This is a genomic window from Polaromonas sp. LjRoot131 (assembly GCF_964252805.1).
Lineage (GTDB): Bacteria > Pseudomonadota > Gammaproteobacteria > Burkholderiales > Burkholderiaceae_C > Polaromonas.
This window is the reverse complement of record NZ_CAXUPF020000004.1, coordinates 469,012-493,012: the sequence shown is the minus strand read 5'-3', so window position 1 is coordinate 493,012 and position 24,001 is coordinate 469,012. Positions and strand designations below refer to the sequence as shown.

Below are 24,001 nucleotides of genomic sequence, written 5' to 3'. Positions count from 1 at the left end.
GGAGGGAGGAGGAGGAGCGCCCCGGGATTGCAGCTGAACCTGGACGGCTCAGAAGGCTTCGCAACAATGAAACTGTTTTGGCTGCACCTTTGTCTCTTGCGAGAGCAAATTGCGCATACGTAAGTATGAGCGCACGAAGGCCCGGTAGTTCCCCGGGCAAAGGGTCTGCCAGGTAAATTTTTGTTAACGGGGTAGAGGCGCGGCTGGCTTGCCGAATGACTGCCGGTTCTGCCGCCCCGTCAGCGAACTGCAAGCTGCTTTTCGATCTCTGTGAGGAAAGGCTGGCCGGACGGGTCGGCCTTCGAGTTGAAGCTGGTGACGCTGCTGCCGTCCCGTGCGATCACGTATTTGTAAAAATTCCAGCGCGGGGTAGTGCCGGTTTTGGCCGACAGCTGTTTGAAAAGCGGGTTGGCGTCTTTGCCGGTCACGCTGGTTTTGGTGAACATGGGGAATTTCACCCCGAAGGTGTTCTCGCAAAAGTCCGCGATCTCCTTGTTGCTGCCGGTTTCCTGTGAAAAATCGTTGGAGGGAAAACCCAGCACCACCAGGCCGCGCTCCTTGTATTTGGCGTAGAGCGCTTCCAGTCCCTGATATTGAGACGTGAATCCGCAGAAGCTGGCGGTGTTGACCACAACCACCACTTTTCCGCTGTATTGGCACAGGGACTGAGGTTTTTCGTCCTGCAGGCGTAAAAAGGTTTGTTGCAAAAAACCGCTACAGGTCGTGGGTGCCGGGGTGGCCGGGGTGGCAGCCTGCCCGGGCGGAGAGACCGCCAGCAGGAGACCGCAACAAAGCATGCCCAGCAAGAGGGTTCGAAGCGCGGAGGCTTGCATGGTTAAACTCTCGGGCAATTAGATGGAGGGCGCGTTCATTCTGACGCTGTTCGATGGGAGACACAACTTGTCCGGGTGAAACCCTGGCTGCTGGTGTGCCGCATTTCCGAACGGAAATGCAGCTGAAGTCGGCGCTCAAGTAGGCAAACACGCCGGAATAGGCCCGAATTTTCCTGATTTGCCGGTAAATTGCCGACAAATCGCTAGTTGTCACATTAGCCGCCTAAAATCACATTAGTACCCAGGATGCGCCAGCAGGCATCCAAGGCAGATTTATCTGCGAATTCGATTGCGAAGGAGTTCTCAATGCTTTACCCCGAACTGTTCAAACAACTTGAATCCGTCCGCTGGGACATGGACAAAGACATTCCATGGGCCAGCTTCGACCCGGCCAAGCTGACCGACGAGCAGGCGCAGACCATCAAGATGAACGCCATCACCGAATGGTCCGCGTTGCCCGCCACGGAAATGTTCCTGCGCGACAACAAGGACGACAGCGATTTCTCGGCCTTCATGTCTATCTGGTTCTTCGAAGAGCAAAAGCACTCGCTGGTGCTCATGGAGTACCTCAAGCGTTTCCGCCCCGACCTGGCCCCCACGGAAAAAGAGCTGCACGAGGTGCGCTTCGAGTTCGAGCCCGCACCCGCGCTGGAAACCCTGATGCTGCATTTTTGCGGCGAGATTCGCCTGAACCACTGGTACCGCCGCGCCAGCGAATGGCACACCGAGCCCGTCATCAAGCAGATCTATACCCAGCTGAGCCAGGATGAAGCGCGCCACGGCGGTGCTTACCTGCGCTACATGAAGCGCGCCATCAACAACTTCGGCAATGAGGCGAGGACGGCCTTCACCAAGGTCGGCGTCCTGATGGCCAGTGCACGGCGCACGGCGCAGGCGCTGCATCCGACCAACCTGCACGTGAACAAAAGCCTGTTCCCGCGCGACACCATCCAGAGTCGCCTGCCCAACCCCGAGTGGCTGGAGCACTGGCTGGACACGCAGATCAAGTTCGACGCGGTGTGGGAGGGCAAGGTGGTCGAGCGCATCCTGCACAACCTGAGCCTGCTGATGAACCAGAGTTTCAAGACCGTGCAGGAGCTGAACCGCTACCGCAAGGAGATCGGCAAGGAGCTCGCCGGCTCCATCGCCGTCAAGCCGGCGCCCGCCGGCGCCTGACGATCGGGGGTATGGCCCAGGCCTTCCGTTAAAGTCGCGGGATGCCCAGCGATCCCCAGCCCCCCCTCTTCCTGCAAAAAATCGTCTCCCGCGAGGAGGCGCCGCGGCGCCTTGCCGCGTTACCCCGGCCCATCGTCTTCACCAACGGCGTGTTTGACGTGTTGCACCGCGGGCATGCCACTTACCTGGCCCATGCCCGCGCGCTGGGCGGCAGCTTGGTGGTGGCCCTGAATTCCGATGCCTCGGCCCGGCGGCTCGGCAAGGGGCCGGACCGGCCGCTCAATAACGAGGAAGATCGCGCCGTCATGATGGCAGCGCTGGAATCCGTGAGCCTGGTCACCTGGTTTGACGAGGACACGCCGCTGGAGCTGATTACGGAACTGCGGCCCGACTTGCTGGTCAAGGGGGGTGATTACGACATGGACAGGCTCGCAGAAACGGCGGTGGTCAGGGCCTATGGCGGCGATGCGCGGGCGATTCCGTTTGTGGACGGCTATTCGACGACTGCGCTGGTGAAAAAAATCAGGGCCGTGCCGGGCGGCACTTGATCAGGCTGATCTGGCGATCAGCACGGCGTTGGAGCCGCCGAAGGCGAAGGAGTTGGACATCACCGCGCGCAGGTCCTTGGCGCCGCGCGGCGTCAGCGGGACGTAGTCCAGGTCGCAGCGCGGGTCGGGGTGGTGCAGGAAGGCCGTGGGCGGCAGTTGCCCGCTGCGCAAGGCCATCACGCTTGCAATGAATTCCATGGCACCCGCCGCGCCCATGGCATGGCCGTGCACGCCTTTGCTGGAGCTGATGGGCAGGTGAGCGGCCAGGTCCTGGAAGGCCAGCTTGATGGCGCTGGTTTCCACCACGTCGCCCACGTCGGTCGCGGTGCCGTGGGCATTGAGGTAGCCGATGTCCGAGGCTTGCAACTGCGCATCCGCCAGCGCCAGCGTCATGGCGCGCGCCTGGCCCTGGGCGTCGGGTTGCGTCAGGTGGTGGGCGTCGGTGGTGGAGGCGTAGCCGCAGAGTTCGGCCAGGATGGTGGCGCCGCGGCGTTTGGCGCTTTCCCATTCTTCGAGCACCAGCATGGCCGCGCCTTCGGCCAGCACCAGGCCGCTGCGGTCGGCGGAGAATGGACGGCACGATGTTTCGGGGCCGTCGGCATGGGGCCTGGCCAGCGTATGCATGGCTTGCCAGGCCTTGATGGTGCCGCGGTTGAGCAGCGCTTCCGAGCCGCCCGCCAGCATGGCGTCGGCATAGCCGTGGCGTATCTGCCGGAAGGCCTCGCCGATGGAGGTTGCCGACGAGGCGCAGGCATTGGAGATGGTGCTGCTCGGCCCTTTCAAGCCGAATTCCATCGAGACGTGGGCGGCAATGGCGTTGTGCATCGCCAGAACGACGGTCATGGGGCGCAGGCGTGCGACCTTTTGTTCCAGCAAGGCGGTGTAAGCCACATCGGTGGAGCTGGCGCCGCCGCTGCCCGTGCCCAGGGACACGCCAAAGCGCTCGGCGGCGAAGCTGTTGTGCATGGAGGTGGAATCGCCCAGGCCGGCCTGGGCCATGGCTTCGCGGGCCGCCACCAGCGCAAACTGGCTGACGCGGTCCATGGTCAGCAGCCGGGCGCGGGGGAAATGGGGGTCGGGATCAAAATCGATCGCGCCGGCCAGCACGCTTTCGGTGCCGGTGGGAAAGGGAATGTCGACAGTCCGGATGCCCGAGCGGGCGGACAACAATGAATCAAAAAACGCCGGGGTGCCGGTCCCCACGGCGGAGATGACGCCCAGACCCGTGATGGCAACGCGACGCATGGTGGTCCTGGGGCGCCCGCCAGGGCTTAAGCGGCGGGCTTGCCCGATGGGAGCAAAGGCTCGATCAGCTGGACCATTTCGGCCAGGGTCCGGGGCGGATTGGCTTGGTCGGGAATCTGGATGCCGAACTGATCTTCGATCTGGAAGAGGAATTCAATGACCGCCAGGGAGTCCAGCCCGAGGCTTTCCAACGTGGCATCGGGCAGCAATTTTTCTTCGCTGATGCCAAATGTCTCGGCAAAAAGATTGATCAAATCAGAATTCATCACCCAACCAGTACGTATGTATGCAAAGCGTCATTGTCCCACCATCGCCGTGACGACTGGCCATTGCTCAAACCTCATGATTATTTTACAAAAGCGGTGGCGTTGTTTTTGTGCTTCAGGGGGTGTACATCTGTCGGACGGCATCCGACAGGCTGAACGTTCCCAGGAGCTCCCCTAAATAACTGACGGGCGCCGGCGCAATGGCCGCCGCGCCGATTTCGGCACGCAAACGGGCGTTGCTGAACACCGCATCGGCTGTCAAAAAAGGCAGGTAGGGTTGCAGTGCGTCGAACATCCAGCGTTGGCGGGCGAATTTGGGTGTCGGCACGTAATCGCGCCCCCGCATCACCAGCTTGCCGATGCCCGGCATGGTGGCCGTCAGTTCATCGGCCAGTGCCTTGAACGTCATGGAGTCTTCGCCGGTTGACACGTGATAACAGTCGTGCGCCAGCTGGTCCTTGAGCAGCATCTCGGCGAAGGCGCCGGCGATGAAGTCCACCGGCGCGAAATCGAGTTTGGCCAGCGGGTCGAGCGGAACGTCTCCCAACTCGGCCATCACGGGAATCGACCACAGCATGTTGCGCGAGAGCTTGGCGTCGTCGATGCCGCGCGACAGCACGATGCCGGGGCGCAGGCTGACAAAGGGGCTGCCGCCGGCGCGCAACAGGGTTTCGGCATCGCGCTTGGACCGGATGTAATCGTTGGCATAACCGGCGAAAGGCATGTCTTCCGTGATCACGCCGCGCGGTTCGGTGGTGACCGCAGCCGTGCCGACGAAAAAGCCGCGCTGCGAAGGGCTCAGGTTTTTCAGGATGGCGGAAAAGTGCTCAGCCGCCTTGATATTGATAGGGTAAACCCCTGCGCCGGGCTTGAAGGATGTGCTGGCTGCCGAGTGCAGGATCACGTCCGCGGACTGCAGCACGGCCGTGTTCAGGCCAAAATTGCGTTCGATGACGTCGCCAGCCTCGGCGGACACCATCTCGGCGAATTCGGGTTTCCACAGAGCGCTCTTTTTCAGGCGCTCCAGGAGACGGTCACGGGCTTGGTTCGAATCGGCGGCGCGCACCACAGCGGTGCTGTAGACGCCGCGCGCGGCCAGAAGAAGCATTAACTCGCCGCCAATCAGGCCAGTTGCGCCCGAAAGCAGTACGCGTTTAGACATGTGAAGAAATGTAAAGCTGAACCCCCAAGTATAAGCCAGCCCACATGACGGAGCCGCAAAACCCCAGTCGGCGAACCCGTCTAAATCAGCACAATCGCACGCTGGCCGGGCTTTTGGCGCGGTGTCCTCGGCCCGGCTGTTGTTTATTCCCCGGTTGGCGCCGGCGCGGGGTTTTCCGCCGGATTGGCGTCGCCGCGCTGGCCGCGCAGCCGCCGGGTGGTGCGTCGGATGAAATGCTCCAGGTCGTCGATATAAGTGAACACCGCCGGCACCACCAACAGGCTGAGCACGGTGGAGGTGATCAGGCCGCCGATCACGGCGATCGACATCGGCGAGCGAAAGCTCGGGTCGGCCGCACCGAAGCCCAGCGCGATCGGCATCATGCCGGCGCCCATCGCCAGCGTGGTCATGATGATGGGCCGCGCGCGCTTGTGGCAGGCGTCCAGCAGCGCGTCCCAGCGCGACATATTGTGGTCGCGCCGCGCCACGATGGCGTACTCCACCAGCAGGATGGAATTCTTGGTGGCGATGCCCATCAGCATGACAAGGCCGATCAGCGAAGGCATGGAAAAGCTCTTTTGCGCGATCAGCAGGCCGACGAAAGCGCCGCCCAGGGACAGCGGCAGGGCCGCCAGGATGGTCACCGGGTGCAGGAAGTCCTTGAACAGCAGCACCAGCACGATGTAGATGCAGAGCACGCCGGTCGCCATGGCCAGGATAAAGCTGCCAAACAGTTCGCCCATGACCTCGGCATCGCCGATTTCCACCACCTTGACGCCCGCCGGCAGGTTCTTGATGGCCGGCAGCAGCTTCACGGCTTCGGTGATGTCGCCCAGGGCCCGGCCCGACAGCTCGATCTCGAATTTGACGTTGCGCGAGCGGTCATAGCGGTCTATGACCGCCGGCCCGCCGGTGACTTCCAGCGTGGCCACCTGCCCCAGCATGACCGGGCCGACGCCGGGCTTGACGCTGGGCACGGCCAGGCGCTCGAGCACGCTGAGGTCTTTGCGCGCCGCGTCGTCGAGCTTCACGACGATGGGCACCTGGCGCTGCGAGAGGTTGAGCTTGGGCAGCGATTCCTCATAGTCGCCCACCGTGGCGATGCGCAGCGTCTCGCCCATGGCGGCGCTGGTCACCCCCAGGTCGGCGGCGCGGGCGAAGTCCGGCTTGATGGCGATTTCAGGCCGCACCAGGCTGGCACTCGATGAAATATTGCCCAGGCCGGGAATGGTGCGCAGGTCCTTTTCCACCGCCATCGCGGCGGTCTGCAGGGCATTGGCGTCTTCCGCCGTGAGCACCAGGATATAGGCTTCGCCGGAGCCGCCCAGGCCGACCTTGCTGCGCACGCCGGGCAGGGATTCGAGGGCCGTGCGCATCTTGCTTTCGATGCCCTGCTTGCGCGGGCGCTCATTGCGCTCGTCGAGCAGCACGGTCAGCGTGGCCTTGCGGGTTTCGGCCGCGCCCTGCATGGCGAAGGGGTCGCCGCCGGCGGTGCCGCCGCCTATGGTGGTGTAAACGTTCTTGACGTGCTCGACCTTGCCGATGAGCTGGCGCGCATGCTCGGCCGAGGCCTTGGTCTGGGCCAGCGTGGCGCCTGGCGGCAATTCCAGGTAGACCTGGGTCTGCGAGTTGTCATCGGGCGGGATGAAGCCCTTGGACAGCAGCGGGATCAAGGCCACCGAGCCGAAGAAGAACAGTGTGGCCAGGATCATGGTCTTCAGGCGGTGGTGCAGGCACCAGGTGGCCGCGCGCATGTACCACCTCATCCAGCCCGGATCGGTGTGCGTGCCCACCACGGGTTTGAGGATGTAGGCCGCCATCATGGGCGTCAGCACGCGCGCCACCACCAGCGAGGCGAACACGGCCAGCGAGGCGGTCCAGCCGAACTGCTTGAAAAACTTGCCGGCCACGCCGCTCATGAAGGCGGTCGGCAGGAACACGGCGATCAGCGTGAAGGTGGTGGCCACCACGGCCAGGCCGATCTCGTCGGCCGCTTCCATGGCGGCCTCATACGGCGTTTTTCCCATGCGCAGGTGGCGCACGATGTTTTCCACCTCGACGATCGCGTCGTCCACCAGGATGCCGATCACCAGCGACAGCGCCAGCAGTGTGATCACGTTGATGGAAAAGCCCAGCAGGTGCATGCCGATGAAGGCCGGGATCACCGACAGCGGCAGTGCCACCGCGGACACAAAGGTGGCGCGCCAGTCGCGCAGGAACAGCCACACCACCAGCACGGCCAGGATGCCGCCTTCGTAGAGCAGGTGCATGGAGCCGTCGTATTCTTCCTGCACCGGCTTGACGAAGTTGAAGGCCTCGACAAGCTCCACGTCGGGATGCTGCTGCTTGAGTTCGGCCAGCGCCGCCTGCACGGCTGCGCCCACCGCGACCTCGCTTTCGCCGCGGCTGCGCGCGACTTCAAAGCCGACCACGGGCTTGCCGTCCAGCAGCGCGGCCGCGCGCGGCTCGGCGGTGGTGTCGGTCACGGTGGCGACCTGGTCCAGGCGTATGCGCCGGCCGTCGCTCAGGGCCAGCTCGATGCCGGCCAGTTCCGCGGCCGATTTCACCGTCGCCAGGGTGCGCATGGGCTGCTCGCTGCCGCCCAGATCGGCGCGTCCGCCGGCGCTTTCCGTCTGCACCTGGCGCAGCTGGCGCGAAATGTCGGACGCCGTGGCGCCCAGCGCCTGCAGGCGCGACGGGTCCAGCGCGACGCGCACTTCGCGCGAGACGCCGCCCACGCGGTTGACGGCGCCCACGCCGCGCACGGACAGCAGCTTGCGCGAGACCTCGTTGTCGACGAACCAGGAAAGCGCTTCATCGTCCATGCGCGCCGAGCGGATGGTGAAGGCCAGCACCGGTTGTCCCGCCAGGTCCATCTTGGAGACCACCGGCTCGCGCACGTCGGCGGGCAGGTCGCTGCGCACCTTGGCCACCGCGGCGCGCACGTCGTCCACGGCTTCCTGCACCGGTTTTTCGAGCCGGAATTCAGCGGTGATGGTCGCGCCGCCGTCCTGTACCTTGGTATAGATGTGCTTGAGGCCCTGCACCGTCGCGATGGAGTTTTCCAGCTTGCGCGCCACTTCGGTTTCAAGCTGCGCCGGCGCCGCACCCGGCAGCGAGGCCGACACGGTCACCGTCGGCAGGTCGATGTCGGGAAAGTTCTGCACCTTCATCGCCTTGAAGGACAGCATGCCGGCAAAGGTCAGCAGCACAAACAGCATGACCGCCGGAATCGGGTTCTTGATCGACCAGGAGGAGACATTCATGGCCTGCTCCTTATTTGCTGGCGGCCGTCGCCGGCTTGGCGGAGGCCGCGGCCGGCGCGGCGGGGACGGCATCGCTCACCCGGACCAGGTCGCCGTCGTTCAGGAAACCCGCGCCGCTGACGATGATGCGCGCGTCCGCGGCCAGGCCGGACGTGATCTCGATGCGGTCCCCGGCCAGCCGGCCGGTCTGCACCTTGAGCTGGCTGATGCGGTTGTCGGCATTGAGCCGGAACAGGTAGTTGAATCCGTCGCGCACCACCAGCGCCGGCTGCGGCACCGTCAGCGCCGGCGTCTCGCCCAGCTCGAACTCGCCGCGGGCAAACATGCCGGCCTTGGCCGGCGACGCCATGCCGGCGGAAACCGGCAGGTCCACGTAGACCAGCGCCGCGCGGGTCTGCGGGTCCACGCTGGGAGCGATCATGCGCACCCGGCCCTTGAGTTCGGCGCCGCTGGCGGCCACCACCCTGGCCGTCGTGCCGGCCTTGATGCGCCCGAGCTCGGCCGAGGTCACTTCCGCGCGCCACTCAAGGCGGCCGCCGCGTATCAGGCGGAACAGTTCGGTGCCCTGGGGCACCACCGAGCCGACGGTCGCGGTGCGGGCGGAGATCACGCCGCTGTCGGGTGCCAGCACCTGGGTGTTCTTGCCGCGCAGCTGCTGCGCGTCGAGCACGGCCTTGGCCGCCTCGACACGCGCCTTGGCGGTCTGCTCGGCGGTGTTGTACTGGTTGATCTGCTGCTCGCTCAGCGCGCCGGAGCTGGCCAGGGTGCGCGCGCGCGCCGCGTTGTCGGCGGCGTCGGCCGCATTGGCCTGCGCCTCGATCAGGCTGGCGCGGGCCTGCGCGGTGTCGGCCAGCACGCTGTCGCCGGAGAACACCGCCAGCACCTGGCCCGCCTTGACCTGGTCGCCGACGTTGGCCTGCACCTGCACCAGCCGCAGGCCGTTGGATTCGGAGCCGATCACGGCCTCCTGCCAGGCCGTGATGTTGCCGTTGGCGCTGAGCTTGACCGGCAAGGTCATTGGCTGCGGCAGCGCCGTGGCGACGGTCAGCGCCGGCTTGGCCTCGGGATTGACATCGCCTTTGGCTTCCGACCTGGAAAGGAAAAACGCGGCGCCTCCCGCAAGCAGCACGGCAGCGGCGATCACGGCAATGGCAAAGGGGGTGGGCTTGAGTTTTGGCATGGTGTGCAAGGGCTCTGTCATGGTGTCGGGATGATCGGGTGGCGGCCTCAGGGCGCGGTGATGGCTGCTGGTGTGGAGGGGGCCGAGACATCCGAGGCCAGGGGCTGCACCGGCGGCTCGGTGGTGGTCCAGCCGCCGCCCAGCGCGCGGTACAGCGCGACCCAGGCGTTGCGGCGCTCGCGCTGCAGCGCGACCACATTGCTTTGCGCGGCCAGCAGCGTGCGGCGGGCGTCTTCGAGTTCGACCAGGCTGGCCAGCCCGCTCTTGTAGCGGGCCTCGGTGCCGGTGAACGAGGCGCGGTAGCCCTGCGCCGCGCCCCGCGCATCTTCGTTGCGTTCGGCGGTGCTTTGCAGTTTGACCAGCGCTTCCTCCACTTCCTGCACGGCCTTGCGCACGGCGGCGCGGTACTGGGCCGCGGCATCCTCGTAGCGCGCCTTGGCGGCCTCCACATTGGCTTCGCTGGCGCCGCCGTCAAACAGCGGAACCGTCAGCTGCAGCGGCCCGACCGTCCAGGTGTCGAATCGCTGTGTCGAGGCGCTGGTGCGGGACTTGGTGGTGAAGACCGAGCCGCTGAGGCTCAGCCTCGGAAAGCGTTGCGCGCGGGCGCTGCCCACTTCCAGGCGGGCCGCGTCCACCTCGCGCGCCGCATTGAAGATGTCGGGCCGCTGGGCCAGCACCTCGGCGGGCACGCTGATCACGGGCGCCATGGATTCCTGCGTCAGGTCGACGGGCGCTGCGGCCAGTTTTTGCCGCAGCGCGGGCTCATTGATCGCCGTGAGCGCCACCAACGCCTTGATGTCCAGGTCGCAGAGCGTGCGCTGCTGGATGGCGTTGCCGTGCCCTTCCGCGGCGCTGGCCCGGGCCAAGGCCGCGGTGGCGGGCGCCTGGAATCCGGCCTTGGTGCTCAGGTCTGCGAGCCGCGCGGTTTCGGCCCGCGAGGCGGCGTCGGCGCGCGCGACCTCCAGCAGCTTTTCGCAGGCGCGCAGGCTGTAGTACTGCGTCGCGACTTCGGCGGCCATGGACACGCGGGCTGCATGCCAGGTGGCCTGTGAGCCTTCAAAGCGCTGCTGGTCGGCATCGCGGCTGGCCGCGTACTGGCCGAACAGGTCGATTTCCCACGACGCCTGCAGGCCCGCGTCCAGGGTCGTGGCAATCGGCGGTGTCGCGCGGTTCACCGGCGCCGAGCGTCCGCGGCTGGCGCTGGCAACGGCATCCAGCGTGGGCAGCATCGCCGCAGCCGAGGCCGTGCGCGAAGCCCGCGCCTGCTCGATGTTGGAGCGCGCCGTCGAGACGCTGGGGCTGACGGCTTCCGCCGCCATGATCAGCTCGACCAGCAAGGGGTCGTTCTGCTGTCCCCACCACCGGGACAGCCCGGCCAGGCTGCCGTCGTGGGGCAGGGCTGCGGTGGTGCCCGGCGCCGCGGCCGGCAGGGGCGCCTGCCACTGCGTGGGAATCGGCGCGGCCGGCATGCTGTGGGGAGAAAGGTCTGTGGCGCAACCGGCCAGCAGCAGTGCGCAGGCGGCCAGAAGCCCCAGCGCCGGCAGGCGGGACGGCTCGCGCCGGAAATCAGGTTTTTTCATGGCTTGCGGTTTTCAGGCGCGGCGTGCCGGCCGCGGAGTGGTCAGGGAGGTGTTTTCGGCGTGCTGTTTCGACGGCCACCATGGCTTCGGCGTACGCCACCAGGCTCTCGGCCCACTGCTCCACCGCGTCGGGCCCGCCGAACAGCTGGGGCCGGATCGCGTCCACCACCTCGCGGCTGATGAACATGTGGATCGCCAGGCCGGTGATGGAAAACGCCAGCCGGTGCACCTCGTCATCGGCTTTGCTGAGCCCCAGGTGGCGGCACAGCACCTTCACCAGTGCCGCGTGCGCGGGCTTGAAGCCCTGGTCGATTTCTTCGGCCCAGAGCCCTGTGGGCTCCAGCATCTCGCGGAAATGCAGCTTGGTCGAGAGCTGTACCAGCTCCCCCTGGCGCAGGGGTTCCAGGAAACCCGAGAAAAATCCCTCCAGCGACTGGCGCAGCGTGAAGTGCGGCTGGTTGTACAGCGCGATGTCGTCGCGCGCGCTGCCCAGCGGCTCGGTGAACACCGCGCGGTAGAGCCCGGCCTTGTCGCCGAAGTAATAGCTGACGGCCGCCACGTTGGCGCCCGCGGCCTGGGCAATGTCGCGTATCGAGGTCTTGGCAAAGCCTTTTTCGGAGAACAGGCGCAGCGCCGTGTGCAGCAGGTGCGCCCTGGCGTGGGCGCCGTCGGAGCGCTGCTTGCGGGTTTCGCCTTCTGGGCCGGCGGCGCGCGAGGCTGTTTTGGGGCGGGGATCGGCATTCATGTGCCCGCATTAGAGCACATGAATCAAACAAATGATTGAATTAAATCAGTCGTTTGATTTGAAGGTGGAAATCCACAGCTGCCGGATGGCGTCGCACTCGGCCTGGAGCGCCGGCGGGCTGACCTGGGTCGGCTCTTCGTTGAGGCGCGCGTGGTGCTGCACGCGCCGCAGTTCGCGGTAGGCGGCGGCGGCACGCTGGCCTACGCCGGCCGGCAGCAGGCCGGCGGCCTCGGCGCGCTGCAGCAGGGAGATGTTGCCCACGTTGGCGATCAGCTCCGGATGCCGGGCGGACTCGGACAGCACCAGGAACTGCACTGCGAACTCGGCGTCCACCATGCCGCCGGGGCTGTGTTTCACGTCGAATTTGTCGCCTCGCACCGGGCGCGCGCTGCGCACCTTCTCGCGCATGGCGACGATTTCGCCGCGCAGCGCCGTGGTGTCGCGCGGCGCCGTGATGACGGTTTCGCGCACCTGGTCGAAGCGCTGGCGCAGCAAATCGCCGCCGAGCACGCAGCGCGCACGCGTCATGGCCTGGTGCTCCCAGGTCCAGGCGGTGTTGCTGCCGCGCTGCTGCTGGTAGCGGGTGTAGGCCTCGAAGCTCGTGACCAGCAGGCCCGAATTGCCGTTGGGGCGCAAGGCCGTGTCGATCTCGAACAGGTCGCCTTCGCCGGTCTTGATGGTCAGCCAGTTGATCAGCTTGCGCACAAAGGCCGCATAGACCTCGGGCGCGCGCTCGTCCTCGTCCTCGTAGACGAACACGATGTCCAGGTCGCTGCCGTAGCCCAGCTCTTTGCCGCCCAGCTTGCCGTAGGCAATGATGGCGAACTGCGGTGTCTCGCGATGCCGGTTTTTCAGGCGCTGCCAGCACCAGCGGGTGGTGATGTCCAGCACGGCTTCGGCCAGCGCGCTCAGGTCGTCGGCCACCTGCTCGACCGTGAGCACGCCTTCGAGGTCGCGCGCCAGCGTGCGGAAGACCTCCGCGTGGTGGGCGCGGCGCAGCAGGTTCAGACAGGTTTCCTCGTCGTCCTCGCCGGTGCTGCGCAGGGCTGCCAGCCGCTGCTCCACGTCGCGGGCGAAGGCCGCGCCGTCAAAGCGCTCCTTGAGCAACTCGTCGCTGGCCAGTTCGTCGATCACGCCGGGGTGCTGCAGCAAATAGCGGGCGGGCCACTTGGCCGCGCCCAGCAGGCGCAGCAGGCGCTCATGCACGGCCGGCCGCTCCAGCAGCAGTGCCAGGTAGCTTTCCCGCCTGAGCAGGGGCTCTATCCAGTCGATGATGCGCACGGCCGCTTCTTCGGTCACCGCGCCCTCGGCCAGCCAGGCCGCAGTGCGCTGCACCAGCCGCGTCAGGCGCGCGCGCGAATCCTCGCGTAGGGCCAGCACCCGGGGATGCTGGCGCCACAGCGCCAGGCGGGCGCGGAACTGCTCGGGCCATTGTTCGGAGAGCTGATCCAGCAGGTCGTCGAGCTGCTGCGGCGGGGCCTTGGCCTTGCCGCCGCAGCCCTTGCAGTCGGGCTTGCCGCCCAGCAGTTTGTCGAACTCGCCGGCCACCAGTTCGCGGTGCGCGTCGAGTTCGCTGAGGAAAGGGCAGCAGTTGCCGTAGCCCAGCGTCTCCGCGATCCAGGCCAGGTCGTCGTCGCGTGTCGGCAGCACGTGGGTCTGCTGGTCGTCCAGGTACTGGATGCGGTGCTCCACCCGGCGCAGGAAATCGTAGGCCCGCGCCAGCGCGTCGGCGGTTTCCTGCGGCATCAGGCCCGCGCGGGCCACGCGCTGCAGGGCGTCGACGGTGGGGCGGGTGCGCAGTTCCGGAAACTGCCCGCCGCGCACCACCTGCAGCAGCTGCACGGTGAATTCAATCTCGCGTATGCCGCCGCGCGACATCTTGACGTCGTTGGCGCGCTCGGGATGGCCGGCGCAGCGCTTGGCCGCGTGCTCGCGGATCTGCCGGTGCAGGGTGCGCAGCGCGTCGAACACGTTGTAGTCGAGGTAGCGCCGGAACACGAAGGGCAGCACCGAGCCGCGCAGGGCCTGGGCGGAGCCGCTCTGTATGCACTCCAGCGGCGCCACCACCCGGCTCTTGAGCCAGGCGAAACGCTCCCATTCGCGGCCCTGCGCCTGGAAATACTCTTCCAGCGCGCTGAGCGAGACGGCAGCCGGCCCGGAATTGCCGTTGGGCCTGAGCGCCAGGTCCACCCGGAACACAAAACCGTGCTCGGTGGCGTCGCCGATCAGGCTGAAGACGGCCTTGACCTGGTGCGCGAAGTATTCGTGGTTTGATATCTGGCCGCGCCCGTCGGCGCGCCCGGCAGTTTCGCCGTCGTGGTCATACACGTAGATCAGGTCGATGTCGCTGGAGACGTTGAGCTCGCGCGCCCCCAGCTTGCCCATGCCGACGACCCACATCTGGGCCCGCACCCCGTCGGGGCCCTGCGGCGCGCCGTGCTGGGCGTCGAGCGTTCTGGCCGAGTCCTGCATCGCGACGTCGAGGGCGAGCTCCGCCAGTTCGGTCATGGCCCGCGTCACCACGGACAGCGGCGCCTGGTGTTCGCAGGCGCCGTCACAGTCGAGCACCACCAGCCTTTCCATGACCAGCTGGCGCAGCACCCGCAGCGCGGCGCCGGTTTCCAGGCCCCGCGCCAGCAACGCGTCCAGGGCGAACTGCATGCCAGCGCGCACCGGTGCGCCGGGAGGCAGCAACGCAAGCCATTCGGCATAGCGGCGGCGAACGCGCTGGACGAAGCGGGAATAGCCTGACGCGCCCGGTGCAGCCGATCCGGCGGCGGAAGGAGAGTCAGGGCTGGCGGTCAGAGCAACGGTCATCACACTACTTCACAAAACTTCATGGGTCCCCGCCGGGCGGATAAGGGCGCCGGCGGTCATAATTCTCTGGTCAATGCCAACGATCCCCAGTCCGTCCACCCTGCCGTCGCGCCGCCTGCAATGGCTTGCCTTCATCCTGCGCGTGTTGTTGTGGCTTGTCGCCGCGGCCTGGCTGCTCTTTGGCCTGAGCTGGTTCGTGCTGCATGGCTGGATTGTGCCGCGAATCGGCGAATTCCGTCCGCGCCTGGAAATAGAGGCCAGCAAGGCTTTGGGGGTGCCTGTCCGCATCGGTGCCATCACCGCGCACACCCAGGGGATGATCCCGTCCTTCGAGCTGCGCGACGTCACCCTGCTGGACGCGCAGGGCCGCGAAGCCCTGAGGCTGCCGCGCGTGCTCGGCGCCCTGTCGCCCTCCTCCATCTGGGGACTGGGCTTTGAGCAGATCTCCATCGACAAGCCCGAGCTGGACATCCGCCGCGCCGCGAACGGAAAAATCTATGTGGGCGGCCTGGACGTCTCGCAGGACCGGGCGGGCGGCGAGAGCGCCGCGGCCGACTGGTTTTTCTCGCAAACCGAATTTGTCATGCGCGGCGGTACCGTGCGCTGGACCGACGAATTGCAAGGCGCGCCGCCGCTGGCGCTCACGCAGGTCGACTGGGTGATGCGCAACGCGCACCGCCGGCACCTGCTGCGCCTGGACGCCACGCCGCCCGCGGAATGGGGTGACCGTTTCAGCGTCAGGGGCATGTTCCGCCAATCCCTGCTGTCGGGCGGCGCCGGCGACTTCGACACCTGGACCGGGCAGCTGTTCGCCGAATTCGGCCGCGTCGACGCTTCCCGCGTGCGGCAATACGTCAGCGTGGACACGCTGGGCGTGGAATTGGCGCGCGGCAACGGCGCGCTGCGCGCCTGGGCCGACGTGAACAAGGGCCGGATCACCGGCGGGACGGCCGACGTGGCGCTGCGGGACGTGGATGCCCGCTTCGGCACCAAGCTCCAGCCGCTGGCTTTCGAATCCGTCGCGGGACGCATAGGCGGCAGCCAGCGCGCCAACGGGTTTGACTTCAACACCGAGGGCCTGCGCTTTCGCACCCGTGACGGCCTGCAGTGGCCCGGCGGCAACGTGACTCTGGTGCACACCGGCGATGAGGCCGGCGCGCCGCAGCACACGGAACTCAAGGCCGACAAGCTTGACCTGGCCGCGCTCGCGCAGATCGCCAACCGCCTGCCGCTGGATGCCGCCACGCACGGCTTCATCACTTCCTTCGCGCCCAAGGGGCTGGTGGAGGCCGTCGAGGCGCGCTGGCAGGGGACCATGGCCGCGCCCAGCAGCTATGCCGCGAAAGGCCGGGTTGCGGGCCTGAGCGTTGCCGCGCTGCCGGCGCCGGCCGCCGCGGCATCCGCGCCGCATGCCATGCCCGGCCGGCCGGGCATCAGCGGCGCCGCGATCGACTTCGACTTCACGCAGGACGGCGGGCAGGCCAAGGTCAGGATCGCCAATGGCGCGCTCGACCTGCCCGGCGTGTTTGAGGACTCGCTGGTGCCGTTTGACCAGCTGGCCGTCGATGCCCAATGGAAATTCTCGGGCCGGAAAATCGAGGCCCAGCTGCGCAACCTGCAATTCGCCAATGCGGACGCCGAGGGGGAGGCGCAGGTCAGCTGGCGCACCCAGGACGCCGCCGGCCCGGCGCCTGCCGTGGGCGCGCCCGACCACCGCTTCCCCGGCGTGCTCGACCTGCAGGGCAGCCTGAGCCGGGGCGACGGCACGCGCGTGCACCGCTACCTGCCGCTGGTGCTGCCCGACCCCGTCCGCCACTACGTGCGCGATGCGGTGGTGCAGGGCCAGGTCAGCGACGTGAAGTTCAAGGTCAAGGGCCCGCTCGAGCACCTGCCTTTCACCAACCCCGCGCAAGGGGACTTCCGGGTGTCCGCGAAAATCCGCAACGGCCACTTCGCCTATGTGCCCAAGAGCGTGCAGCCGGCCGGCGCGGCGCCATGGCCGGCCCTGACCGAGCTCGGCGGCGAACTGGTCTTCAACCGCGCGGCGCTTGAAGTGAACGGCGCCAGCGGCAAGGTCGCCGGCCTGCCGGGCCTGCAGCTGGTCAAAGGCGAGGCGCGCATTCCGGACCTGACCCACAACTCGACGGTCAATGTGAACGTCGACCTCAAAGGTGCGCTGGCCGACGCGCTGGGCTTCGTCAACCAGTCGCCGGTGGGCGCCATGACCAGCCACGCGCTGGCCGGGGCCACGGCCACCGGCACGGGCGACTACCGCTTCCGCCTGGAGCTGCCCATCCATTCGATCGACAAATCCCGCGTGGAGGGCAGCGTCACGCTGCCCGGCAACGACGTGCAGTTCGCGGCCACGGCACCCATGCTGGCCAAACTCAAGGGGGTGGTCAACGTCAGCGAAAAAGGCTTTTCCGTCGCCGGCGGCCAGGCCAAGCTGCTGGGCGGCGATGTGCGCTTTGACGGCGGCCTGCGCTCACAACCGCGCGCCGCGGGCAGCGCCGAGACGGAAACCGTCGCCACCTTCAAGGCGCAGGGCAATGTCACCGCGGAAGGCTTGCGCCAGGCCAGGGAATTGGGCCCGCTGGCGCGCATGGCGCAAAACGCCTCGGGCAGCACGGCCTACACGGCAACGCTCGGCTTTCGCCGCGGCATGCCGGAGCTGACAGTCATCAGCAGCCTGCAGGGCATGGCGCTGGACCTGCCTGCGCCCCTGAACAAGACCGCCGACGCGGCCCTGCCGCTGCGCTTTGAAAACGCCCTGCTCCAGGCTTCCATGGCCCCGGGGCAAAAACTCGAAGACCAGATGTCGGTCTCGGTCGGGCGCGCGGCCTCCATCGTCTATGTGCGCGACCTGAGCGGCGCCGAACCGCGCGTGATTCGCGGCGGCATCGCCGTGGGGCTGGAGCCGGGCGAGACCGTGCCGCTGCAGGAGGCCGGCGTGGCCGCCAACATCAACCTGGCCCACGTCGACCTCGACGCCTGGCAGAAGCTGCTGGGCGACTCGACGGTGGGCGGCACGCTGCAGGCGGCCCCGCCGGCCGCATCCGCCGCGCTCAACCGCGCTGCCGCGACCGCCGCCATGAGCTACCTGCCGACCACCATGGCCATACGCGCCAAAGAGCTGGTGGTGGAGGGGCGCAAGCTCAACAACGTGGTGGTCGGCGGCTCGCGCGAAGGCCTGACCTGGCGCGCCAACATCGACGCGACCGAACTCAACGGCTATGTTGAATTCCGCCAGCCCGGCGGCATAGGCGCCGGGCGCGTCTACGCGCGGCTCTCGCGCCTGAGCCTGGAGCCCGGCACCGCCAGTGATGTGGAAGCCATCCTGAACGAGCAGCCCGCCAGCATCCCGGCCCTGGACATCGTTGTGGAGGACATGGAGCTGCGCGGCAAGAAGCTGGGCCGGGTCGAGATCGAAGCCGTCAACCGCGGCGCGTCGGCCGCGGCGCGCGAGGGCGTGCGCGAATGGCGGCTGAACAAGCTCAACGTGATCCTTCCCGAGGCCGTGCTGACGGCCAACGGCAACTGGGTGGCGCTGAACGCGCAGGCCGCCGCCGCGGCGGGCGCCAACCGCGCCGCTGCGCGCACGGCCGCCGAACGCCGCCGCACGGTGATGAATTTCAAGCTGGAAATCTCCGACTCGGGGGCGCTGCTCAAACGTTTCGGCATGGGCGAGGTGATCCGCCGCGGCAAGGGCAAGCTCGAAGGCCAGGTGGCCTGGGTGGGCTCGCCCCTGAGTTTTGACTACCCGTCCATGAGCGGGCAGTTCAACGTCAACGTCGAATCGGGGCAGTTCGTCAAGGCCGACCCGGGCATCGCCAAGCTGCTGGGCGTGCTGAGCCTGCAGTCCCTGCCCCGGCGGCTGGCGCTGGATTTCCGCGACGTTTTCTCCGAAGGCTTCGCCTTCGATTTCGTCCGCGGCGACGTCAACATCAACCAGGGCGTGGCCTACACCAACAACCTGCAGATGCGCGGCGTCAACGCCGCCGTGCTCATGGAAGGCTCGGCCGACATCGCCAAGGAGACGCAGGACATCAAGGTCGTGGTGGTGCCGGAAATCAACGCCGGCACGGCCTCGCTGATCGCCACCGCCATCAACCCGGCCATCGGCCTGGGCAGCTTCCTGGCGCAGATGTTTTTGCGCCGGCCCCTGATGCAGGCGGCGACCCAGGAGTTCCACATCGACGGCACCTGGTCCGACCCCCGGGTCACCAAGCTGGACCGCAAGGCCCAGGCCGACAACAAGCCCAGCCAGGCTTCCACGGAGACGCGCTGACCATGAAAGTAGCCGCTGTTCAAATGGTGTCGGGCACCCGCATCGAGGACAACCTCGAGGTGGCGCACCAGCTGCTCGGGCAGGCCGCGGCGCAGGGCGCCGAGCTGGCCGTGCTGCCCGAGTATTTCTGCATCATGGGCCGCAAGGACACCGACAAGCTGCAGTTCCAGGAAACGCCCGGCCAGGGCCCCCTCCAGGATTTCCTGAGCCGGTCGGCGCGCGAACTCGGGCTCTGGATCGTCGGCGGCACCCTGCCCATGGCCACGGCCGACCCGGCCCGCGCCCGCAACTGCTCGCTGGCCTACGCACCTTCGGGCGAATGCGCGGCCCGCTACGACAAGATCCACCTGTTCCGTTTCGCCCAGGGCCAGGAAGACTACGACGAAAGGCGCGTGCTGGAGCCCGGCGCGCAGCCCGTGCGCTTCGAGCTGGCCTCGCGCGACGGCCACACCTACACCATAGGCATGAGCGTCTGCTACGACCTGCGCTTTCCCGAGCTCTACCGCGCCTTGAAGGCCGACGTGCTGCTGGTGCCCAGCGCCTTCACCTACACCACCGGCCAGGCGCACTGGGAAATCCTGCTGCGCGCGCGGGCCATCGAAAACCAGGCTTACGTGCTGGCGGCGGCCCAGGGCGGCACCCACGAAAACGGGCGCCATACCTGGGGCCACACCATGGCCGTCGATCCCTGGGGCCAGATCCTGGCTGCGCGCGAAGAGGGCGCGGGGGTGGTGATGGCCGAAGTCCAGGCCGCCAACCTGCAGGGCGTGCGCGACCGCCTGCCGGCCTTGCGCCACTGCGTGCTGTGAGGAGCCGCCGGGCGTGAAGTTTCCGCGCATCAACGTGAGCCGGGCCAGCCGGCGCTGGTCGCTGTGGGCCCTGCTGCTGGTGTTGGTCGCGGCTTTGCTGGGCATCCTGGTGTGGCTTGCGGGGCGCTACGAATCCAGCATGGTGCAAAGCCGGCTCGAGCACGATGCCGCTGAAACCGTCACCGACATCCGTTCGGGCCTGACGCGCAACATCCAGACCTTCCAGGCGCTGCAGTCCGGCGAACGCTCCCCCGGGGCATGGCATGCGCCGGCTAGCGAAGTGCTGCGCGAGCACCGCGAGATCATGCGGCTCGAGTGGCGCAGCGAGTCGCTGGACGTGTTGGCCTTTGTCGAAACGCCCTACCGCACCTCGGTGTTCGAGCGGATCGGCAGGGCGGGCATGCAGGCCGACGTGGCCCTGACCTGCACCACCGCCCGACGCCTGAGCGGCTCGGCCTACTCCACCAGCTATTTCATGCCGCAGCCCGACGGCCTGGGCCTGGAGGTGCTGGACATGTGCCTGCCCATCGTGGTGGCCGGCCGCCTCACCGGCTACACCGTCGCCACCTATTCACTGCAGGACATCCTGGGCGAGCTGGTGGGCCGGCAGCTGGCGCGCGGCGTCGGCCTGTCTTTCACCGAAGCCGACGGCACGCGGCTGGCGCTGCACGGCGTGCCCTCGCGCGGCAACCGCATCTACATCGCGCAGCAGCTGCTCGATTTGCCGGGCAACACGCTGGTGGTCCGGATGGAAAGCCGCCTGGGCACGCCGGCCCTGTTTCCCAACGTGCTGACGGCGCTGGTGACCGCCATGTCGCTGGCGCTGATGGCGGTGCTCTTCCTGCTGGCCCGGGACATGCGGCGCAGGCTCAAGGTCGAGCACGACCTGGGTGAGGCGCTGGCCTTTCGCAAGGCCATGGAAGACTCGGTGCTCACGGGCCTGCGCGCGCGCGACCTGCAGGGGCGCATCACCTACGTGAACCCGGCGTTCTGCAAGATGGTGGGCGTCGAAGCCAAGGATTTGCTGAACCAGAGTTTTCCTTCGCCCTACTGGCCGCCGGAGCTCGCCGGCGTCTACCAGCAGCGCCAGGAGATCCGTCTGGCGGGCAGCAACCTGCCGCGTGAAGGCCATGAGTCGGTGTTCATGCGGCGCGACGGCACGCGCTTTCCGGTGCTGATCATGGAAGCGCCGCTGATCAACGCGGTGGGCAAGCACACCGGCTGGATGAGCGCCATCCTCGACGTGAGCGAGCAGCGCCGCGTCGAGGAGCTCTCGCGCGCCAGCCAGGACCGCCTTCAGGCCACCGCCAGGCTGGCCATGGTGGGCGAAATGGCCTCGCTGCTGAGCCACGAGCTCAACCAGCCGCTGGCGGCGATCTCCAGCTACGCCACAGGCTCGCTCAACCTGCTGCAGGACGAAACCGGCGAGCGGGCCCACGCCGCCGCCCCGACGCCGGCGCCGCTGTCCGAAGACCTGCAGCTGGCCATGCGCCGCATCGCCGAGCAGGCCGAGCGTGCCGGCAAGGTCATCAAAAGCGTGCACGACTTCGTGCGCCGGCGCGACCAGGTGCGCGAGGCGGTGCAGCCGCGCGCGCTGCTCGACGCCATCATGCCGCTGGTGAGCCTGCAGGCGCGCAAGCTCGGCGTGCGCGTGGTGATCGAGGTCGACCCGGCCTGCGAGCCCGTGCTGTGCGACCGCACCATGGTCGAGCAGGTGCTGCTCAACCTCTCGCGCAACGGCATGCAGGCCATGCATGGGCAGCCGGAAGGCGCGGAGCCGGCCGGCGGCGCGGCGCAGCAGGCCGAAAAGGTGCTGACCCTGCGCATACGCCCCGCTGCTTCCAACGCGCACAGCCGCTGGGTCGAGTTCGCGGTGATCGACCGCGGCGAGGGCATTGCCGGGGACGTCGCGGAGCGCCTCTTCACGCCCTTTTTCACCACCAAGGAGGAGGGCATGGGCCTGGGGCTCAGCCTGTGCCGCACCGTGATAGAACAGCACGGCGGTTTCCTCGGATTTGAAGCGGCCGAACCGCAGGGTACGATTTTCAGTTTCACCCTGCCCGCGGCGCCGGCCCGGGACGACGCATCATCGCAAGCCTGAAGGACAGCCATGGAACCGATCCACAATGCCACCGTCTACATCGTCGACGACGACGCCAGCGTGCGCGACGCGCTGGCCTGGCTGCTGCGCTCGCGCCGCCTGCTGAGCGAAACCTTCGACAGCGCCGAGGCTTTCGACGCCCGGGTGTCCACGCGCTTCGAGGTGCGCTCGCCCTCCTGCGTGCTGCTGGACGTGCGCATGGCGGGCCTGAGCGGGCTGGCCATGTTTGAAAAACTCATCGGCTACGGCCTGCTGCCGACGCTGCCGGTGATCTTCCTCACCGGCCATGCCGACGTTCCCACCGCCGTCGACGCCGTCAAGCGCGGCGCCTTCGATTTTTGTGAAAAACCGTTCTCGGATAACGCGCTGGTGGACCGCATCGAGCAGGCGCTCAAGCATTCCGCCGCGGCGCTGGCGCAGCACAGCGAGTCCACCGGCCTGCAGGCGCGTATCGACGGCCTCACTGACCGCGAGCGCGACGTGATGCGGCTGGTGGTGGGCGGCCTGCCCAACAAGCTGGTCGCGGACCAGCTGGACATCAGCGTGCGCACGGTGGAGGTTCACCGCGCGCGGGTGTTTGACAAAATGGGTGTCAAATCGGCGGTGGAACTCGCCAACCTGTTGCGCAACCTGTAGCCTTATTTTTTACCGGGTTCTTCGCCGGGCGCCGGCTGTTCCGGCTCCTTCAGTTCGCCGTTCTTGCGGCCCGAGAACATCGTCCACCACACAATGAACACCAGCAGCAGCAACGCCCCCAGGGCTTCCAGCAAAAGTAAGGCCATGACATTTCCTTGGATACCGTCGATACGCGCCGGGCATGAAAAACGCTCCATTCGGCTTGGGACGATTATCGCCATCACGGCCTTGCTGGCTTCTTGCGCCAGCCCGCCGCTGCCGCCTTCATCGGCGCCGCAGGGGGAGCCCACGGCGGCCGGCAGCCGCCCCGGCGATTCGGGTCCCTTGCCCGCGCCGCTGGTCCAGGGCAAAAGCCGCTGGGTGGCGGTCCGCTGGGCCGAGTTGCCGGGCTTTGAGGAAGATGCACTGTTCGAGGCCTGGAACGCCTGGCTCAAGAGCTGTGAGCGGCCGGGCCCGGTCTTCGCGCCCCTGTGCGCCGAGGTGCGCCGCCTGAGCATCGCGTCGCCCGACGCGCAGCGCAACTGGATGGTGAGCCGCTTGCAGCCCTACCGGGTCGAGAGCCTGCAGGGCGCGGCCGACGGGCTGCTGACCAGTTATTACGAGCCCGTGCTCAAGGCCAGCCGCCAGGCCGGCGCGGGCTACGAGGTGCCGCTGTACCGCCCGCCGGCCTCGCTGGCCAGCCGCAAGCCCTGGTTCTCGCGGCAGGAGATCGAGACCTCACCCGAAGCGAGGGCTGCGTTGCGCGGCCGCGAGATCGCCTGGCTGGCCGACCCGGTCGAGGCGATGTCGCTGCACATCCAGGGTTCGGGCCGGCTCAGCCTGACCGAGGCCGACGGCTCGCAGCGCATGGTGCGCGTGGCCTATGCCGGCTCCAACGAACAGCCCTTTCGCAGCGTCACCCAATGGCTGCTGGACCAGGGCGAGGGCCGCATGACGGCGCCCTGGGTCGAGTCCACCAAGGCCTGGGCCGCCAAAAATCCTCCACAACGCGTGCAGCAAATGCTCTGGAGCAACCCGCGCTACACCTTTTTCCAGGAGCAGCCCCTGAGCGAACTCGACACGGCCTTCGGCCCCAAGGGCGCGCAGGGCGTGGCGCTCACGCCGGGACGCTCCATCGCGGTCGACCCGGGCAGCATTCCCTACGGCACACCGGTGTGGCTGGCCTCTCGCGGCGCGGCCGGCAGCCTGCAAAAACTGGTGCTGGCGCAAGACACCGGCAGCGCCATCGTGGGCGCGGTGCGGGCCGACTATTTCGCTGGCACCGGGCCGGAGGCCGGCCAGTTCGCCGCGCGCATGAACCAGCCGCTGCGGCTGTGGGTGCTCTGGCCCCGCTGAACCTTTCTTCAGGA

Annotated in this window: 17 protein-coding genes; 7 read left to right on the top strand and 10 right to left on the bottom strand. The window is 67.4% G+C overall.

All coding sequences use genetic code 11. The features are described from left to right. Positions 1-239 precede the first annotated feature (239 nt). The gene (locus ACSQ27_RS19770; protein ID WP_436157185.1) at positions 240-833 is read right to left on the bottom strand and encodes a glutathione peroxidase; all 594 of its coding nucleotides are present in this window, start codon (positions 831-833) and stop codon (positions 240-242) included. Between the two features lie 306 nt (positions 834-1,139). On the opposite strand from ACSQ27_RS19770, the gene ACSQ27_RS19765 reads away from it, so the two are divergent. After that, positions 1,140-2,009, top strand: coding sequence for a ferritin-like domain-containing protein (locus tag ACSQ27_RS19765; protein WP_436157184.1), 870 nt, complete (start codon positions 1,140-1,142; stop codon positions 2,007-2,009). A gap of 41 nt (positions 2,010-2,050) precedes the next feature. After that, the gene (rfaE2, locus tag ACSQ27_RS19760) at positions 2,051-2,557 is read left to right on the top strand and encodes a D-glycero-beta-D-manno-heptose 1-phosphate adenylyltransferase (protein ID WP_436157183.1); all 507 of its coding nucleotides are present in this window, start codon (positions 2,051-2,053) and stop codon (positions 2,555-2,557) included. Here rfaE2 and ACSQ27_RS19755 read toward each other — a convergent pair whose 3' ends face one another. From ACSQ27_RS19755 to glnE, 8 genes are all read right to left on the bottom strand, one after another. Then, positions 2,558-3,802, bottom strand: a complete 1,245-nt coding sequence (locus ACSQ27_RS19755) for a beta-ketoacyl-[acyl-carrier-protein] synthase family protein (RefSeq protein ID WP_436157182.1) — start codon at positions 3,800-3,802, stop codon at positions 2,558-2,560. A gap of 26 nt (positions 3,803-3,828) precedes the next feature. After that, the gene (locus ACSQ27_RS19750; RefSeq protein ID WP_436157181.1) at positions 3,829-4,056 is read right to left on the bottom strand and encodes an acyl carrier protein; all 228 of its coding nucleotides are present in this window, start codon (positions 4,054-4,056) and stop codon (positions 3,829-3,831) included. A gap of 127 nt (positions 4,057-4,183) precedes the next feature. Continuing rightward, positions 4,184-5,230 (bottom strand): SDR family oxidoreductase, encoded by a 1,047-nt coding sequence (locus tag ACSQ27_RS19745; RefSeq protein WP_436157180.1) that lies wholly within the window; start codon positions 5,228-5,230, stop codon positions 4,184-4,186. A 143-nt stretch (positions 5,231-5,373) separates the two neighbouring features. After that, positions 5,374-8,496 (bottom strand): efflux RND transporter permease subunit, encoded by a 3,123-nt coding sequence (locus tag ACSQ27_RS19740; RefSeq protein WP_436157179.1) that lies wholly within the window; start codon positions 8,494-8,496, stop codon positions 5,374-5,376. Between the two features lie 10 nt (positions 8,497-8,506). Beyond that, entirely contained in the window at positions 8,507-9,697 is a 1,191-nt protein-coding gene (locus tag ACSQ27_RS19735; RefSeq protein WP_436157178.1) for an efflux RND transporter periplasmic adaptor subunit, read from the bottom strand. Between the two features lie 26 nt (positions 9,698-9,723). Continuing rightward, a complete protein-coding gene (locus tag ACSQ27_RS19730) occupies positions 9,724-11,256 on the bottom strand; it encodes an efflux transporter outer membrane subunit (RefSeq protein WP_436157177.1) in 1,533 nt (510 codons plus the stop codon). Continuing rightward, a complete protein-coding gene (locus tag ACSQ27_RS19725; RefSeq protein WP_436157176.1) occupies positions 11,243-12,001 on the bottom strand; it encodes a CerR family C-terminal domain-containing protein in 759 nt (252 codons plus the stop codon). Before ACSQ27_RS19725 ends, ACSQ27_RS19730 begins: the two co-directional genes overlap by 14 nt. Before the next feature lie 45 nt (positions 12,002-12,046). Further along, positions 12,047-14,818 carry a bifunctional [glutamate--ammonia ligase]-adenylyl-L-tyrosine phosphorylase/[glutamate--ammonia-ligase] adenylyltransferase gene (gene glnE, locus ACSQ27_RS19720; RefSeq protein WP_436157175.1) on the bottom strand — a complete coding sequence of 924 codons (2,772 nt, stop codon included), beginning with the start codon at positions 14,816-14,818 and terminating at the stop codon, positions 12,047-12,049. Positions 14,819-14,891: 73 nt separating this feature from the next. Here glnE and ACSQ27_RS19715 point away from each other — a divergent pair, with 73 nt between their 5' ends. Genes ACSQ27_RS19715 through ACSQ27_RS19700 form a run of 4 tightly spaced genes read left to right on the top strand, consistent with a single transcriptional unit; the run spans position 14,892 to position 22,652 of the window. After that, positions 14,892-19,106, top strand: coding sequence for a YhdP family protein (locus ACSQ27_RS19715; protein WP_436157174.1), 4,215 nt, complete (start codon positions 14,892-14,894; stop codon positions 19,104-19,106). A 2-nt stretch (positions 19,107-19,108) separates the two neighbouring features. Then, positions 19,109-19,915: a carbon-nitrogen hydrolase family protein gene (locus tag ACSQ27_RS19710; RefSeq protein ID WP_436157173.1), complete on the top strand. Its 807-nt coding sequence runs from the start codon at positions 19,109-19,111 to the stop codon at positions 19,913-19,915. Positions 19,916-19,928: 13 nt separating this feature from the next. After that, positions 19,929-22,016, top strand: a complete 2,088-nt coding sequence (locus ACSQ27_RS19705) for a two-component system sensor histidine kinase NtrB (RefSeq protein WP_436157172.1) — start codon at positions 19,929-19,931, stop codon at positions 22,014-22,016. 9 nt (positions 22,017-22,025) lie between these two features. Beyond that, positions 22,026-22,652 carry a response regulator transcription factor gene (locus tag ACSQ27_RS19700; protein WP_436157171.1) on the top strand — a complete coding sequence of 209 codons (627 nt, stop codon included), beginning with the start codon at positions 22,026-22,028 and terminating at the stop codon, positions 22,650-22,652. Between the two features lie 2 nt (positions 22,653-22,654). On the opposite strand, the gene ACSQ27_RS19695 is transcribed toward ACSQ27_RS19700, so the two are convergent. Next, positions 22,655-22,798, bottom strand: coding sequence for a hypothetical protein (locus ACSQ27_RS19695; RefSeq protein ID WP_436157170.1), 144 nt, complete (start codon positions 22,796-22,798; stop codon positions 22,655-22,657). Here ACSQ27_RS19695 and mltA point away from each other — a divergent pair. Continuing rightward, on the top strand, positions 22,746-23,987 hold the full coding sequence (gene mltA, locus ACSQ27_RS19690; RefSeq protein ID WP_436157169.1) for a murein transglycosylase A: 1,242 nt from the start codon (positions 22,746-22,748) through the stop codon (positions 23,985-23,987). The genes ACSQ27_RS19695 and mltA overlap by 53 nt on opposite strands. Positions 23,988-24,001: the final 14 nt, after the last annotated feature.